The 15,244-nt window shown below is 63.8% G+C and carries 12 protein-coding genes; 6 read left to right on the top strand and 6 right to left on the bottom strand.

What is annotated here, in order from left to right; translation table 11 throughout:
- Nucleotides 1–87 precede the first annotated feature (87 nt).
- From BGI01S_RS01635 to purN, 4 genes are all read right to left on the bottom strand, one after another.
- Nucleotides 88–1,284 (bottom strand): DesA family fatty acid desaturase, encoded by a 1,197-nt coding sequence (locus BGI01S_RS01635; protein WP_042321512.1) that lies wholly within the window; start codon nucleotides 1,282–1,284, stop codon nucleotides 88–90.
- A gap of 202 nt (nucleotides 1,285–1,486) precedes the next feature.
- Nucleotides 1,487–2,842 carry a mechanosensitive ion channel family protein gene (locus tag BGI01S_RS01630; RefSeq protein WP_084585237.1) on the bottom strand — a complete coding sequence of 452 codons (1,356 nt, stop codon included), beginning with the start codon at nucleotides 2,840–2,842 and terminating at the stop codon, nucleotides 1,487–1,489.
- A 74-nt stretch (nucleotides 2,843–2,916) separates the two neighbouring features.
- Nucleotides 2,917–4,176 carry an RsmB/NOP family class I SAM-dependent RNA methyltransferase gene (locus BGI01S_RS01625; protein ID WP_042321510.1) on the bottom strand — a complete coding sequence of 420 codons (1,260 nt, stop codon included), beginning with the start codon at nucleotides 4,174–4,176 and terminating at the stop codon, nucleotides 2,917–2,919.
- Entirely contained in the window at nucleotides 4,173–4,826 is a 654-nt protein-coding gene (gene purN / locus BGI01S_RS01620; protein WP_042321509.1) for a phosphoribosylglycinamide formyltransferase, read from the bottom strand. The genes BGI01S_RS01625 and purN overlap by 4 nt, the downstream gene beginning before the upstream one ends.
- Nucleotides 4,827–4,944: 118 nt before the next feature.
- Here purN and BGI01S_RS01615 point away from each other — a divergent pair, with 118 nt between their 5' ends.
- From BGI01S_RS01615 to dut, 6 genes are all read left to right on the top strand, one after another.
- Complete coding sequence (locus tag BGI01S_RS01615) at nucleotides 4,945–5,940, top strand: bifunctional riboflavin kinase/FAD synthetase (RefSeq protein WP_042321508.1); 996 nt, start codon at nucleotides 4,945–4,947, stop codon at nucleotides 5,938–5,940.
- Between the two features lie 166 nt (nucleotides 5,941–6,106).
- Nucleotides 6,107–8,944, top strand: coding sequence for an isoleucine--tRNA ligase (gene ileS / locus BGI01S_RS01610; RefSeq protein ID WP_042321507.1), 2,838 nt, complete (start codon nucleotides 6,107–6,109; stop codon nucleotides 8,942–8,944).
- On the top strand, nucleotides 8,944–9,462 hold the full coding sequence (gene lspA, locus BGI01S_RS01605) for a signal peptidase II (protein WP_084585236.1): 519 nt from the start codon (nucleotides 8,944–8,946) through the stop codon (nucleotides 9,460–9,462). Before ileS ends, lspA begins: the two co-directional genes overlap by 1 nt.
- Nucleotides 9,463–9,586: 124 nt before the next feature.
- Nucleotides 9,587–10,801, top strand: a complete 1,215-nt coding sequence (gene coaBC / locus BGI01S_RS01600) for a bifunctional phosphopantothenoylcysteine decarboxylase/phosphopantothenate--cysteine ligase CoaBC (RefSeq protein ID WP_042321501.1) — start codon at nucleotides 9,587–9,589, stop codon at nucleotides 10,799–10,801.
- A gap of 73 nt (nucleotides 10,802–10,874) precedes the next feature.
- Nucleotides 10,875–11,891, top strand: coding sequence for an LLM class flavin-dependent oxidoreductase (locus BGI01S_RS01595; RefSeq protein WP_042321500.1), 1,017 nt, complete (start codon nucleotides 10,875–10,877; stop codon nucleotides 11,889–11,891).
- Nucleotides 11,892–11,907: 16 nt separating this feature from the next.
- Nucleotides 11,908–12,354, top strand: coding sequence for a dUTP diphosphatase (dut, locus tag BGI01S_RS01590; protein ID WP_042321498.1), 447 nt, complete (start codon nucleotides 11,908–11,910; stop codon nucleotides 12,352–12,354).
- 103 nt (nucleotides 12,355–12,457) lie between these two features.
- Here the strand turns inward: dut and clpA are convergent, their stop codons facing one another.
- Together clpA and clpS are read right to left on the bottom strand one after the other, a co-directional pair.
- On the bottom strand, nucleotides 12,458–14,755 hold the full coding sequence (clpA, locus tag BGI01S_RS01585; protein ID WP_042321496.1) for an ATP-dependent Clp protease ATP-binding subunit ClpA: 2,298 nt from the start codon (nucleotides 14,753–14,755) through the stop codon (nucleotides 12,458–12,460).
- A complete protein-coding gene (clpS, locus tag BGI01S_RS01580) occupies nucleotides 14,752–15,066 on the bottom strand; it encodes an ATP-dependent Clp protease adapter ClpS (RefSeq protein WP_006050100.1) in 315 nt (104 codons plus the stop codon). The genes clpA and clpS overlap by 4 nt, the downstream gene beginning before the upstream one ends.
- Between the last annotated feature and the right edge of the window lie 178 nt (nucleotides 15,067–15,244).

Here is a 15,244-nt window from a genome sequence, read left to right as displayed (position 1 = left end):
ATGTCGTTGCGATTTCCGCGGCCCAAAAAGCAAAACCCCGCCAACGCGGGGTTTTGTGACGTAACGAAATTTTAATGGATTTCGCGATCAAGCATAACGGCGCAGTCGCATCGCAAAATCTTGCAGCGCTTTGATACCGCTTTGCTCAGCGCGATGGCACCAGTCCTGCAATTGAATCAGCAACTGGTCGCGCGACGCGTTGGAGCGTTCCCACATGGCCGCGAGTTCATTGCGCATGTCGATGTAGGTCTTGAGCTTCTGGCTATTCGCGAAAATTTGCGGCAACTGGCGCTTCTGCGGTTCGTTGAGCCCCGCTTCTTCCTTATGGAACCAGCTACGCGCACCACGCATGACCTGATACTTTTCGCGCGCGCCGACTTCCTTCAGATGCGCGAGCTCCTGACGATATGCGCGCTTGAGCGCCTTGCCGTAGCGGGCCATCACTTCGTAGCGATTGGCCAGCACGGCTTGCAGTGTGTCCTGGTCGAGCACCAGCTTGCCGGTGGTCAGACGCGGCGTAGGCGCGACCTTCTTCACCTTGGCCAGACGGAACGCCGACATGATGCGGATGTACATCCAGCCGATGTCGAACTCGTACCACTTGTTCGACAGCTTCGCCGACGTCGCATACGTGTGGTGATTGTTATGCAGCTCTTCACCGCCGATGATGATGCCCCACGGGAAGATGTTGGTGCTCGCATCCGACGAATTGAAGTTGCGATAGCCCCAGAAGTGCGCAAGTCCATTGACCACACCGGCGGCCCAGAACGGAATCCACACCATCTGGATCGCCCAGATAGTCAGACCGACGACGCCGAACAGCGCGACGTTCAGCACCATCATCAGGCTCACGCCGAGGATCGGGTACTTGGTGTACACGTTGCGTTCCATCCAGTCGTTCGGCGTGCCATGACTGAACTTGCGCATCGTTTCTTCGTTTTTTGCTTCGGTGCGATACAGCTCAGCGCCTTCGAGCAGCACCTTCCAGATGCCGCGCGTTTGCGGGCTGTGCGGATCTTCTTCGGTTTCGCACTTGGCATGGTGCTTACGGTGAATCGCGGCCCACTGGCCGGTCAGCATGCCGGTGGTCATCCACAGCCAGAAGCGGAAAAAATGACTGGCGATCGGATGCAACTCCAAGGCGCGGTGCGCCTGGCAGCGGTGCAGATAGACCGTCACGCCAATAATCGTAATGTGCGTCACGACCAGCGTGTACACGACGAGTTGCCACCACGAGAAGTGCAACAGGCCGTGGGCAAGGAAAGCGAGCAATGAATTCAACAAGGCAATTTACCTGTGGAACGAGAGACACGAGACACACGCGAAATACGCGTGTCAAGAAAGTGAAAGCATACAGCGGGATTGGACGATATTCTACTTGAAGCGTTCCAAGTGTTTGTAACAAATAGGGATTTTTTGTGCGGTATCAAGAGGAGAGAGCCCGCCAAAGCTGAATTTGACTTTGACGGCGGGCACCGGATGCCCGTCAGCGGGCGCTGTCCGCCTCGTTGGCCGCGGAAGCGGTCATTGTTACCGGAGCCGGCATCGCGTCGGTCGGGTTGCCGACGATCCGCACTTCGCGTTGCGCAAACGGAATTGAGATGCCGTGCTCGGAGAACAGCCGCCAGATATTGCGGTTGACCATCGAGCGCACGCCCGACGTGCCGGTTGCCGCGTCCTCGATCCAGAAGCCCAGTTCGAGGTTGATGCCGTCCGAGCCGAAGCTCGCCAGATACGCCGTCGGCGCGGGCTCCCGCAACACGCGCGGAACATCCTCGGCGGCTCGAGCGAGCAGGCTCATCGCCCGTTCGATGTCGGACGTGTAGGCGACCTGTACGGCCACCTTCGCATAGCCGCGCGTCAGGTACGACGACTGGTTCTGCACCACATCCGTAATCAGCTTTTCGTTCGGAATCAGCGTTTCGATACCGTCCAGTCCGCGTACCACGGTATAACGTGTGCGGATCTGCGTGACCATGCCTTGCAGGCCGCTCACGTTGATCGTGTCGCCGATACGCAGCGACCGGTCGAGCAGGATGATGAACCCCGACACGTAGTTGCTGGCGATCTTCTGCATGCCGAAGCCCAGCCCGACGCCGAGCGCGCCGCCGAACACGCCCAGCACCGTGATGTCGATGCCGACCAGCGACAGGCTCACGAGCACCGCCGCCAGCACGAACGCCGCCCGGCCGACCCGCGCCACGACGACCTTCAGGTTGGCGTCGAGCGTCTTCGAGCGCATCAGGCGGTCTTCGAACGCGGAGCCGAGCCACATCGCGACGATCATCGTGACGGCCACCCACAGCAGGCCCGTGACGAGCGAAAGCAGCGTCATGTGCGCGTTCGCGACGCGGAACTTGATGCTGTCCATCCACGCGATCACGTCGTCCTGAATGCCCATCACGGTGAGCAGCATGCCGAGCCAGACGACGATCGAAACGATCTTCTCGACGAGGAACAGCCACGGATGAATCCGGCCGTCCCGGCTGAAGACCCGTCGCGCGAAGAAAAATACGGTGTAAATCAGGCTGATGCCGAACAGCGGCACCAGCGCCAGATCGAGCAGCGCCGTGTGCATGAAGCGCCCGGCGATCGCGCGGGCGAGCCACACCAGCACCGCGCCGATCAGCGGAAAAGCTGCGCGGTTGAGGCTTTCCGCGCCGAACCGCACGCTCTGGTAACGCGACTGCCGGCGCTGGTCCAGCGCGCCGCGCAACAGGCGCGCGAGCAGCCACGCGAGGGCGAGCGTCGCGAGCAGGATGCCGGCTTGCCACATCATCACGGGCTGACCGAAGTCGCGCGCGAGGTCGCCGAACATGTGAGAAAAAATGCGGTTTTCCATGATGTTGCCGAATCGCCGGGCGCGCCGGGGTTCGACAACGAACCCGTGCGCCGGGCAAAAAGCCTGCTGTTGCGTTAGCTCTGGCGTTCCAGCACGGCGGCGAAGAAGCCGTCGGTGGCGTGGCGGTGCGGCCACATCGACAGGTAGTCGCCCATTTCGAGGTCGATCCGCTGCTCGGCCAGCACGTCGCGCACGGGCACCAGCGCGAAGTCCGGATGATTCGCGAGGAACTGCTGCACCACCGCTTCGTTCTCGACGTCCAGAATCGAACAGGTCGCGTAGACAAGACGACCGCCCTTCTTCACGAGACGCGCCGCGCTCGTCAGAATCGACAACTGCTTCGGCGCCAGTTCGGCGACCGATTCCGGCGACTGGCGCCACTTCAGGTCGGGATTGCGACGCAGCGTGCCCAGTCCGCTGCACGGCGCGTCGACCAGCACGCGGTCGATCTTGCCCGCGAGGCGCTTGATCTTCGCGTCATGCTCGCTGTCGATCAGCACCGGATTGACGTTCGACAGCCCGCTGCGCGCGAGGCGCGGCTTGAGCTTGGCCAGACGCCGCTCGGAAATGTCGAACGCGTATAGGCGCCCGGTCGAGCGCATCGCCGCGCCGAGCGCCAGCGTCTTGCCACCCGCGCCCGCGCAGAAGTCGACGATCATCTCGCCGCGCTTGGGCGCGACCAGCGAACACAGCAACTGGCTGCCCTCGTCCTGCACTTCGAGCCAGCCGTGCTGGAACGCGTCGAGCTTGGTGAGCGGCGGCTTGCCGACCACGCGCACGCCGAACGGCGCGAACGGCGTCGCACCGGCCTCGATGCCGGCCTTCGACAGCGCGTTCAGCACGTCATCACGGCTCGCCTTGATCGGGTTTGCGCGCAGATCCAGCGGCGCCGGGTAGTTCAGCGCTGCGGCCAGTTGCGCGAGTTCCGCGGGTTCGAAACGCTGGCTCAGCGCCTCGCTGATCCAGCCCGGCAGATTCAGGCGAATCCGCAGAGGCAGGCTCTCCGGGTCGATCATCGCGACGTGTTCGAGCCACTTCGCTTCGCTTTCCGTCACGAACGGCTTGAGCGCCGAGCGCCCCGCCGTCTGCATCAGGCCCAGCAGCGCCATGCGACGCGCCGGACTGCCCGCGCCGCTTTCGGCGAGGTGGGCGAATTCCATCCGGCGGCGCAAGACCGCGAACACCGCCTCGGCGATCACGCCGCGCTCACCGTGCCCGAGCTTCGGATGGGCGCGAAAAAAGCGGCTGGTGGTGGCGTCGGCGGGGCCGGTCAGTTTCAGGACTTCAGCCAGCAAAGTCTCGGTTTGTCCAATCAGAAAACCATGCAATCTCATGCGCCCTCTCCGGCGGTGTGACCGGCAAAGAGCCATTGCGGCTCTGGCGGCGTAAGCGTGACGCGCAGGCCGTCGAGGGCAAGACGCCCTTCGACGAACCAGCGCACCGCGCGTGGATAAATAATATGTTCGGTTGCCAGCACGCGTTCGGCGAGCGTGGCGGGGGTGTCGCCGGTTTCGACGGGGACTGCAGCCTGCGCGACGATCGGCCCGTGATCCAGTTGCGACGTGACAAAATGCACCGACGCGCCGTGCAGGCGCACGCCGGCGTCGAGCGCCTGCTGATGGGTTTTGAGGCCCGGAAAGCTCGGCAGCAGCGACGGATGCACGTTCAACATGCGCCCGGCGTAATGGTCGACGAAGCCGGCCGTGAGCACCCGCATGAAGCCGGCGAGCACCACCAGGTCCGGCGCGAAACGATCGATTTCCTGGGCCAGCGCGGCGTCGAAGCTGTCGCGGCCGGAAAACTGGCGGTGGTCGACCACCGCCGTGGCAATACCGTGCGACGCCGCGAACGCAAGGCCCGCGGCGTCAGGACGGTTGGCAATCACAGCGGCGACTTGCGCCGGCCAGCCTTCGTCCGAACAGGCCCGGACAATGGCTTCCATGTTGCTTCCCCGCCCCGAAATCAGGATGACGAGTTTTTTCATGCGCGGATTTTATCATTCGGCAACACCCTGAACCGCGACGCGAGAGGCGTCTGCCGCGCCGAGCGTTTATAATCGTTTGTTTTGCGGCATCCCGGCCGCCCTACTGCCACCCGCTATCGTGAGAGTCTTCCGCGGTCTTCCCAATGCTGAAAGCCGTGCGCCCTGCGCACTGACCATCGGCAATTTCGACGGTGTCCACCGCGGCCATCAGGCTCTGCTCGCCCATGTGCGCGCGGCCGCCGATGCGCGCGGCCTGCCCGTCTGCGTGATGACCTTCGAGCCGCACCCGCGCGAATTCTTCAATCCGGCCGGCGCGCCGCCTCGCATCGCGATGCTGCGCGACAAGCTGGAGGCGCTGCGCACCAACGGCGTCGACCGGGTGGTCGTCGAGCACTTCAATCACACGTTTGCGAGCCAGTCGCCGGATGCGTTCGTCGAACGGATCATCGTCAACGGGCTGCACGCGCGCTGGGTGATGATCGGCGACGACTTCCGCTACGGCGCGAAGCGCGCTGGCGACTTCGCGTCGCTGAAGGCGGCGGGCGAGCAGTACGGCTTCGAAGTCGAACAGATGGCCACCGTCGCCGATCCGACGGGCGCGCGCATTTCCAGCTCGGGCGTGCGCGCCGCGCTGGTGGCGGGCGACCTCGATGCGGCGCGCGCCGCGCTCGGCCGCGACTATCTGATCAGCGGCCATGTCGTCCACGGCATGAAGCTCGGCCGCGATCTCGGTTTTCCCACGCTCAATCTGCCGATCGCCCACAAGCGTCCGGCGCTGGCCGGCATTTTCGTCGTGCGCGTGCACGGCGTCGCGGACGAACCGCTGCCGGGCGTCGCGAGCCTCGGCCTGCGCCCCACTGTCGACGACTCCGGCCGCGTGCTGCTCGAAGTGCACCTGCTCGACTGGCACGGCGATGCGTATGGCAAACTCGTGCGCGTCGAGTTTCTGAAGAAGTTGCGCGACGAGGAAAAGTACGTCGACCTCGAAACGCTGACCGCCGCCATCGCACGCGACGTCGCCAATGCGCGCGCGTGGTTCGCGGCCGTCGGCGCCGGCACGCCGGGCAGCCGGTCCACCGGTTTCGCCACCTCGGCCACCGACCGAATTAGGTAATCGCCGCGGTACGGGCGAGCGCTTGAGCGCCGCGCGTACCGTTGCCGCGCGCATCGAAAGGCGTCCGTGAATCATGCGACAGACCTGCCGGGCGCGTCCCATCCTCGCGCATCGTGCGCAACCCCGCGCCCCGCTGCGCATAGAACGAATTCACCGCGACCACATCATGAGCAACAAGAAAGCCGATTCGAAACCGCAGTCACGCTACCCGGTGAACCTGCTCGACACGCCGTTCCCGATGCGCGGCGACCTGCCCAGGCGCGAGCCGCAATGGGTCAAGGAATGGCAGGAACGCAAGATCTACGAGAAGATCCGCGCCGCCTCCAAGGGCCGCAAAAAGTTCATCCTGCACGACGGCCCGCCGTATGCGAACGGCGACATCCACCTCGGCCACGCGGTCAACAAGATTCTCAAGGACATGATCGTCAAGGCGCGCAATCTGGCGGGCTTCGACGCGGTCTACGTGCCGGGCTGGGACTGCCACGGTATGCCGATCGAAATCCAGATCGAAAAACAGTTCGGCAAGTCGCTGCCGGCGGCCGAAGTGATGCAAAAGGCGCGCGCCTATGCGACCGAGCAGATCGAAAAGCAGAAGGTCGGCTTCCGCCGTCTGGGCGTGCTCGGCGATTGGGATAATCCGTACAAGACGATGAACTTCACGAACGAAGCCGGCGAAATCCGCGCGCTCGCGAAGATCATGGAAAAAGGCTACGTGTTCCGCGGCCTGAAGCCGGTCAACTGGTGTTTCGACTGCGGCTCGGCGCTGGCCGAGGCGGAAGTCGAGTACAAGGACAAAACCGATCCGACCATCGACGTGCTGTTCAGCTTCGCCGAGCCGGAAAAGACCGCGCAAGCCTTCGGTCTGAATGCGCTGCCGCGCAACGAAGGCGGCATCGTGATCTGGACCACCACACCGTGGACCATCCCCGCCAACCAGGCGCTGAACCTGCATCCGGAAATCGTCTACGCGCTGGTCGACACGCCGCGCGGCCTGCTGATCCTCGCGGAAGAACGCGTCGAAGCGTGCCTGAAGCAATACGGCCTGGAAGGCACGATCGTCGCCACCACGCCGGGCGAGAAACTCGTCAACCTGCGCTTCAATCACCCGCTCGCGTCCGCGCATCCGGCCTACAAGCGCACCGCGCCGGTCTATCTCGGCGACTACGTGACGACCGAAACCGGTACGGGCGTCGTGCACTCGTCGCCGGCGTATGGCGTGGAAGACTTCGTGTCGTGCAAGGCGCACGGCATGTCCGACTCCGACATCATCAACCCGGTGATGGGTGACGGCCGCTACATCGAATCGCTCGCGCTGTTCGGCGGCCTGTCGATCTGGGCCGCGAATCCGCAGATCGTCGAAGCGCTGCAAGGCGCCGGCTCGCTGATGCGCACCGAGAAGTACTCGCACAGCTACATGCACTGCTGGCGCCACAAGACGCCGATCATCTACCGCGCGACGTCGCAGTGGTTCGCCGGCATGGACGTGAAGCCGAACGACACCGACAAGACGCTGCGTGAAACCGCGCTCGAAGGCATCGAGAACACCGCGTTCTATCCGGCGTGGGGCAAGCAGCGCCTCTTCAGCATGATCGCCAACCGCCCGGACTGGACGCTGTCGCGTCAGCGTCAATGGGGCGTGCCGATGGCGTTCTTCGTGCACAAGGAAACCGGCGAACTGCATCCGCGTACGCTGGAACTGCTCGAAGAAGTCGCGCAACGCGTCGAGAAGGCCGGCATCGAAGCATGGCAGACGCTCGACCCGCGTGAACTGCTCGGCGATGACGCCAACATGTATGAGAAGAACCGCGACACGCTCGACGTGTGGTTCGATTCGGGCACCACGCACTGGCACGTGCTGCGCGGCTCGCACAAGGAAGAACTGCAATTCCCGGCCGACCTGTATCTGGAAGGCTCGGACCAGCATCGCGGCTGGTTCCATTCGTCGTTGTTGACCGCGTCGATGCTGGACGGCCGCCCGCCCTACAACGCGCTGCTCACGCACGGCTTCACGGTCGACGGCGAAGGCCGCAAGATGAGCAAGTCGCTCGGCAACGGTATCGACCCGCATGAAGTGGCGAACCGCCTCGGCGCGGAAATCATTCGCCTGTGGATCGCGTCGACCGATTACTCGGGCGAACTGGCGATCTCCGAGGAAATCCTGAAGCGCGTCACCGAAGGCTACCGCCGCATCCGCAACACGCTGCGCTTCCTGCTCGCGAACCTGTCGGACTTCGACTTCGCGCAGCACGCGCGTCCGGTCGAAGACTGGCTGGAGATCGATCGCTATGCGGTGGCGTTGTCGGCGAATCTGCAGGACGACATCCTCTCGCACTACGAGAAGTACGAGTTCCACCCGGTGGTCGCCAAGCTGCAGACGTTCTGCTCGGAAGATCTCGGCGGCTTCTACCTCGACGTGCTGAAGGACCGGCTGTACACCACCGCGGCCGACTCCGTCGCGCGCCGTTCGGCGCAGACCGCGCTCTATCACATCGCGCACGGCCTGCTGCGCCAGATGGCGCCGTTCCTCTCGTTCACCGCGGAAGAAGCGTGGAAGGTGTTCCAGCCGAACAGCGAAACCATCTTCACCGAGACGTATCACGCGTTTCCGGCCGTGCCCGGCGCGGGCGCGCTGCTCGACAAGTGGACGCTGTTGCGCGCCGCGCGCAGCGACGTGACGAAGGCGCTGGAAGAAGCGCGCGTCGCGAACCTGATCGGCTCGTCGTTGCAGGCGGAAGTGGAGATCCGCGCGAGCGGCGCGCGTTACGACGCGCTCGCGAGCCTCGCCGACGACCTGAAGTTCGTGCTGATCACCTCCAGCGCGAACGTCGTGAAGGTCGACAGCGAAGCGGAAGAAGGCGTCGAAGTCATCGCTTCGAAGTATCTGAAGTGCGAGCGCTGCTGGCACTATCGCGCGGACGTCGGCGCACACGCCGAACACCCGACGCTGTGCGGCCGCTGCTTCAGCAATCTGTTCGGCAACGGTGAAACGAGGAGCGCGGCATAATGGCGAGAACCATGTCGAAAAGCCCGTCGAAAACCGCTACCGGAAGCAGTTCGCTGGCCCCTTGGCTGGGCATCGCGCTGATCGTCATCCTGTTCGATCAGTTGACGAAGATCGCAGTCCAGAAGGTGTTCGCCTACGGTGTCGCGCATGCAGTCACGCCGTTTTTCAACCTGGTACTCGTGTACAACCGCGGCGCGGCATTCAGCTTCCTCGCGATGGCGGGCGGCTGGCAGCGTTGGGCGTTCACCGCGCTCGGCGTGGTCGCCGCGCTGGTGATCTGCTACCTGCTCAAGCGCCATGCGGGACAGAAGATGTTCTGCACGGCGCTCTCGCTGATTCTGGGCGGCGCGCTCGGCAACGTGATCGACCGGCTCGCGTACGGTCACGTGATCGACTTCCTCGATTTCCACGTGCGCGGCTGGCACTGGCCGGCGTTCAATCTCGCCGACAGCGCGATCACGATCGGCGCGATCCTGCTCGTGCTCGACGAGTTGCGGCGCGTGCGCAGCACACGCTAACGTAGCTGAATCGCTGACATCAGGCGCCGGCGTCCGCGCCTGACGTCTGGTCTGAAAGGCGCGGCGGGCGAGGGGCGCGACGCCCGCCCTGCCGCCCGCCACCACGCTTTGCCGGAGGCTTTCGTTGGCAACCGCAGAACTCGCAGGAAAACACCTCGTCCTCGGCATGACGGGCGGGATCGCCTGCTACAAGATCGCCGAACTCACGCGCCTCCTGACCAAGGCAGGTGCGACCGTGCAGGTCGTCATGACCGAAGCGGCCACCCAGTTCATCACGCCCGTCACGATGCAGGCGCTCTCGGGCCGTCCGGTCTATACGAGCCAGTGGGACGGCCGCGTGCCGAACAACATGGCGCACATCGATCTGTCGCGTGAAGCGGACGCGATCGTGATTGCGCCCGCGTCCACCGACTTCCTCGCGAAGCTTGCGCACGGCATGGCCGACGACCTGCTGTCGACGCTGTGCGTCGCCCGCGATTGTCCGCTGCTCGTCGTCCCGGCGATGAATCGGCAGATGTGGCAGAACCCGGCGACGCAGCGCAACGTCGCGCAATTGCGCGCGGACGGCGTCGAAGTGCTGGGCCCGGATTCGGGCCCGCAAGCCTGCGGCGAAATCGGCGACGGACGCATGCTCGAAGCCGCGGCCACTTATGAAGCGATCGCGTCGTTCTTCTCGCCGAAAATCCTCGCGGGCCGGCGCGTGTTGCTGACCGCCGGACCGACGTTCGAACCGCTCGATCCAGTGCGCGGCATCACCAACCGCTCCAGCGGCAAGATGGGTTTCGCGCTCGCGCGCGCCGCGCAACAGGCCGGCGCCGACGTGCATCTGGTGGCGGGTCCCGTTGCGCTGGAAACGCCGTGGGGCGTGTTTCGCGAGGACGTGCAAACCGCGCAGCAGATGCACGATGCGGTGATGCGCTCGGTCGCGGACGCCGACATCTTCATCGGCGTCGCAGCGGTAGCCGACTGGCGCGTCGATCACGCAAGCGAGCACAAGATCAAGAAGGCCGCCGACCGTGCGCTGCCGAGCTTCACGTTCGTCGAGAATCCGGACATTCTGGCCTCGGTGGCGAAGCTGCCGCATCCGCCGTTCGCGGTCGGCTTCGCGGCGGAAAGCGGCGACCTGGAGGTGCACGGAGAAGAGAAGCGCGTGCGCAAAAACGTGCCGCTGCTGATCGGCAATCTCGGCCCCCTCACCTTCGGTCGCGACGATAACGAAGTGGTCCTGTTCGAAGCGGGCGGCGCGACGAAGCTGCCGCGCGCGGACAAGCTGACGCTCGCGCGTGCGCTGATCGCGGAGATCGCGAAGCGTCTGCCCGACACGAGTCTGATCCGGTGAACCCGGCGCCGCGTATCGTCATAGCTGCCGCAAGCCGCGCTGACGAATCGGATCATCTGGAGCCCGCACTGCCATGACGCTACTTTCCGTGCTCGATCAAACGCCCGTGATCGCCGGGCACTCGGTGGCGAGCGCCGTCGCCGCCACCATCGACCTTGCGCAACTCGCCGACGACCTCGGCTACACGCGCTACTGGTGCGCCGAGCATCACGGCTTGCGAGGCGTATCGAATCCCTGCCCCGAGGTGATGCTGGCGCGCCTCGGCAGCGTGACCAAACGCATTCGCCTCGGCTCCGGCGGCGTGATGCTGCCGTACTACAGCCCCTTCAAGGTCGCCGAGCAATTCATGATGCTCGAGGCGTTGTTCCCGAATCGCATGGATCTCGGCGTGGGGCGCGCGCCAGGCGGCGACATGCGCACCGCGCAAGCGGTCGCCGCCGGCGACTACCATCCCGGCGACCATTTCCCGCAGCAGGTCGCCGATCTGCTCGGCCTGATGCACGGCACGCTGCCGGCGGACCACATCGCGCATGGCGTGCTACTGCAACCGCAGATCGAAACGCGTCCGCAAGTGTGGATGCTCGGCTCGAGCGAGTTCGGCGGCCTGCTGGCGGCGCAACTCGGCATCCCGTTCTCGTTCGCGCATTTCATCAATCCGCATTTCGGCGAGCGCGTCGCGCTGGCTTATCGCGAGCGATTCCAGCCCGGTCCCGCGGCGGCGCAACCGTATCTGGCCGCTGCCGTTTTCGTGATCTGCGCGGACACCGAGCAGGAAGCCGCCGACCTGGAGAAAGCCGTCGATCTGCGCCGCGTGCAAATGGCGTACGGCCTGAACGAAGCGATTCCAACCGTCGAACAGGGCATCGTGCAGGAGTACGGCGAGCGCGAGCAACTCGTGATCGAGCGCGAGAAGCCACGCAGCATCATAGGCACGCCGGAAAGCGTCACTGAGCGCCTCTACAGCCTGCAGGAGCGCTTCCAGGCCGATGAGCTGATCGTGCTGACGGTCGCTGGCAGCTATCGCGCACGGACGCGCTCCTATGAACTTCTCGCCGATGCATTCCAGCTCGGCTCAAACACCACGCCCTAACCTCACTTCCATTTGCATGAAACTCGATCTGAAGATTCTCGACGCGCGCATGCGCGAGCAACTCCCGGCTTACGCTACCACCGGCAGCGCGGGCCTCGACCTGCGCGCCTGTCTCGACGAACCGTTGACGCTCAAGCCCGGCGAGACCGCGCTGGTGCCGACCGGACTCGCGATTCACGTCGGCGACCCCGGCTACGCGGCGCTGATTCTGCCGCGCTCGGGACTCGGGCATAAGCATGGGATCGTGCTCGGCAACCTGGTCGGCTTGATCGACTCCGATTATCAAGGCCAACTGATGATCTCGACGTGGAATCGCGGCGAGACGACATTCGTGCTGAACCCGATGGAGCGCCTTGCGCAACTGGTGATCGTGCCGGTCGTGCAGGCCGAGTTCAATATCGTCGACGACTTCGATGAGAGCGAGCGCGGCGCGGGCGGCTTCGGCAGTACCGGCAAGCACTGAGCACCACGCAACGACCCATTCGGAAACGCAAAAAGCAGAACGGCGCGGGGTTGAACCCGCGCCGTTCTGCTTTCTTCGATACCGCCTGAGCGGTACCGACAACTTACTCGACTTCCACCGCTTCCGGATTCGGATTGCGCGGCGCCGGATGCTCGTCGAAGGTCAACTGCACCTTGTCTTCCGCATCCACGTCGACCGAAACACGGCCGCCGTTCATCAGTTTGCCGAACAGCAGCTCGTCGGCCAGCGCACGACGGATCGTGTCCTGGATGAGACGCTGCATCGGCCGCGCACCCATCAACGGATCAAAACCGTGTTTGGCGAGATGCTTGCGCAACGCGTCGGTGAAGAGCGCATCGACCTTCTTCTCGTGCAACTGATCTTCCAGCTGCATCAGGAACTTGTCGACCACGCGCATGATGATTTCTTCATCGAGCGAGCGGAAGCTGATCGTGGCGTCCAGACGGTTACGGAACTCAGGCGTGAACATGCGCTTGATGTCGACCATCTCGTCGCCGGCTTCCCGGCGGTTGGTGAAGCCGATCACCGACTTGCCCATCGCCTCGGCGCCCGCATTCGTCGTCATGATGATGATGACGTTGCGGAAGTCCGCCTTGCGGCCGTTGTTGTCCGTCAGCGTGCCGTGGTCCATCACCTGCAGCAGCACGTTGTAGATGTCCGGATGCGCCTTCTCGATTTCGTCGAGCAGCAGCACGCAATGCGGCTTCTTCGTGACGGCTTCGGTCAGCAGACCACCCTGGTCGAAACCGACATAGCCCGGTGGCGCACCGATCAACCGGCTGACCGCATGACGCTCCATGTATTCCGACATGTCGAAGCGGATCAGCTCGATGCCCAGCGTGAACGCCAGTTGCTTCGCCACTTCGGTCTTGCCGACGCCCGTGGGACCGGAGAACAGGAACGCGCCGATCGGTTTGTCCAGCTTGCCAAGACCCGCGCGCGCCATCTTGATCGCGGCCGACAGCGCGTCGATGGCCGGGTCTTGCCCGAACACCACACTCTTCAGATCGCGGTCCAGCGTTTGCAGCTTGCTGCGGTCGTCCTGCGACACGCTTTGCGGCGGGACACGGGCGATCTTCGAGATGATCTCTTCGATCTCGTTCTTGCCGATCGTCTTCTTCTGCTTCGACTTCGGCAGGATGCGTTGCGCGGCGCCCGCTTCGTCGATCACGTCGATCGCCTTGTCCGGCAGATGACGATCCGTGATGAACCGTGCCGACAACTCAGCCGCAGCCGACAGCGCACCCGACGAATACTTCACGCCGTGATGCTCTTCGAAACGCGACTTGAGGCCACGTAGGATCGCCACCGTCTGCTCGACGGTCGGCTCGGTCACGTCGACCTTCTGGAAACGACGCGACAATGCCGCGTCTTTTTCGAAGATGCCGCGATATTCGGTGAACGTCGTCGCGCCGATGCACTTGAGCGTGCCCGACGACAACGCCGGCTTCAGCAGATTCGATGCGTCCAGCGTGCCGCCCGACGCAGCGCCTGCGCCGATCAGCGTATGAATTTCGTCGATGAACAGGATCGCGTGCGGACGTTCCTTCAATTCCTTCAGGACCGTCTTCAGACGTTGCTCGAAGTCGCCGCGATACTTGGTGCCGGCGAGCAGCGCGCCCATGTCGAGCGAATACACCTGCGCATCCGCGAGAATGTCCGGCACTTCGCCGCGCGTAATGCGCCACGCGAGACCTTCGGCGATCGCGGTCTTGCCGACGCCCGCCTCGCCGACCAGCAGCGGATTGTTCTTGCGCCGGCGGCACAGCACCTGGACCACGCGCTCGACTTCCGACTCGCGCCCGATCAGCGGATCGATGCGGCCGTCTTTCGCCATCTGGTTCAGGTTCTGCGTGAACTGGGCGAGCGGCGTTTCCTTCTGCGCGGCGGCTTCGTCAGACTCGGCATTCGCGTCGCTCGCTTTCGCGGCGTCCGTGCTGCTCGTCTTGGCGATGCCGTGCGAGATGAAATTGACCACGTCCAGACGCGTCACGCCCTGCTGTTGCAGGTAGTACACCGCGTGCGAATCCTTCTCGCCGAAGATCGCGACCAGCACATTCGCGCCGGTCACTTCCTTCTTGCCATTCGAGGTGGATTGCACATGCATGATCGCGCGCTGGATCACACGCTGGAATCCCAGCGTGGGCTGCGTGTCGACGTCGTCCGTGCCTGGCACGGTAGGCGTGTTGTCATGAATGAAGTTGCGCAGGTTCTGGCGCAGATCCTCGATATTGGCCGCGCATGCACGCAACACCTCCGCCGCTGTCGGATTGTCCAACAGTGCCAGCAGCAGATGTTCGACCGTTATGAACTCGTGCCGCGCCTGGCGTGCTTCCATGAACGCCATGTGCAGGCTGACTTCCAGTTCCTGGGCAATCATGCTTCCTCCATCACACACTGCAGCGGATGCCCGGCCTGCCGTGCGTGGGTAACGACTTGCTCGACTTTGGTCGACGCGATGTCCCGCGTATAGACCCCACAAACTCCCCTGCCCTCGCGATGCACCTTCAACATCACCTGCGTTGCGGTTTCACGATCTTTATTGAAATATTCCTGCACGATCATCACGACAAATTCCATTGGCGTGAAGTCGTCATTCAGAAGCACCACCTTGTACATGGATGGCGGCTTGAGCTTCTTCTCCTGCCGCTCCAGTACGGTGCCGTCCTGCTTGTCCGGGATAATCGCCATACACCCATTCTAAACAACTAGGACAGGCCCGCAATCCTGTCAAAACCCGGCGAACCCGCCGGTGAGCCCGTTCGCCCGCGCGTGATGGGTAAATGACCCGCCATGCGTACGCGATTCGACGAGCCGATTGCGGAGCCGGCCCCTATCCAATGATGCAGCGGCCTTGTTGCACCGCAGT

Origin of the sequence: Paraburkholderia ginsengisoli NBRC 100965 (assembly GCF_000739735.1) — a bacterium.
Taxonomy (GTDB): Bacteria; Pseudomonadota; Gammaproteobacteria; order Burkholderiales; family Burkholderiaceae; genus Paraburkholderia; species Paraburkholderia ginsengisoli.
This window is presented reverse-complemented; position numbering and strand designations above follow the sequence as displayed.

What these genes read in the sequence shown, in the direction of transcription:
- BGI01S_RS01630 (WP_084585237.1), bottom strand. Translation starts at nt 2,842, where the DNA reads ATGGAAAACCGCATTTTTTCTCACATGTTCGGCGACCTCGCGCGCGAC.
- clpS (WP_006050100.1), bottom strand. Translation starts at nt 15,066, where the DNA reads ATGGCGATTATCCCGGACAAGCAGGACGGCACCGTACTGGAGCGGCAG.
- purN (WP_042321509.1), bottom strand. Translation starts at nt 4,826, where the DNA reads ATGAAAAAACTCGTCATCCTGATTTCGGGGCGGGGAAGCAACATGGAA.
- lspA (WP_084585236.1), top strand. Translation starts at nt 8,944, where the DNA reads ATGGCGAGAACCATGTCGAAAAGCCCGTCGAAAACCGCTACCGGAAGC.
- BGI01S_RS01595 (WP_042321500.1), top strand. Translation starts at nt 10,875, where the DNA reads ATGACGCTACTTTCCGTGCTCGATCAAACGCCCGTGATCGCCGGGCAC.
- clpA (WP_042321496.1), bottom strand. Translation starts at nt 14,755, where the DNA reads ATGATTGCCCAGGAACTGGAAGTCAGCCTGCACATGGCGTTCATGGAA.
- ileS (WP_042321507.1), top strand. Translation starts at nt 6,107, where the DNA reads ATGAGCAACAAGAAAGCCGATTCGAAACCGCAGTCACGCTACCCGGTG.
- dut (WP_042321498.1), top strand. Translation starts at nt 11,908, where the DNA reads ATGAAACTCGATCTGAAGATTCTCGACGCGCGCATGCGCGAGCAACTC.
- BGI01S_RS01625 (WP_042321510.1), bottom strand. Translation starts at nt 4,176, where the DNA reads ATGAGATTGCATGGTTTTCTGATTGGACAAACCGAGACTTTGCTGGCT.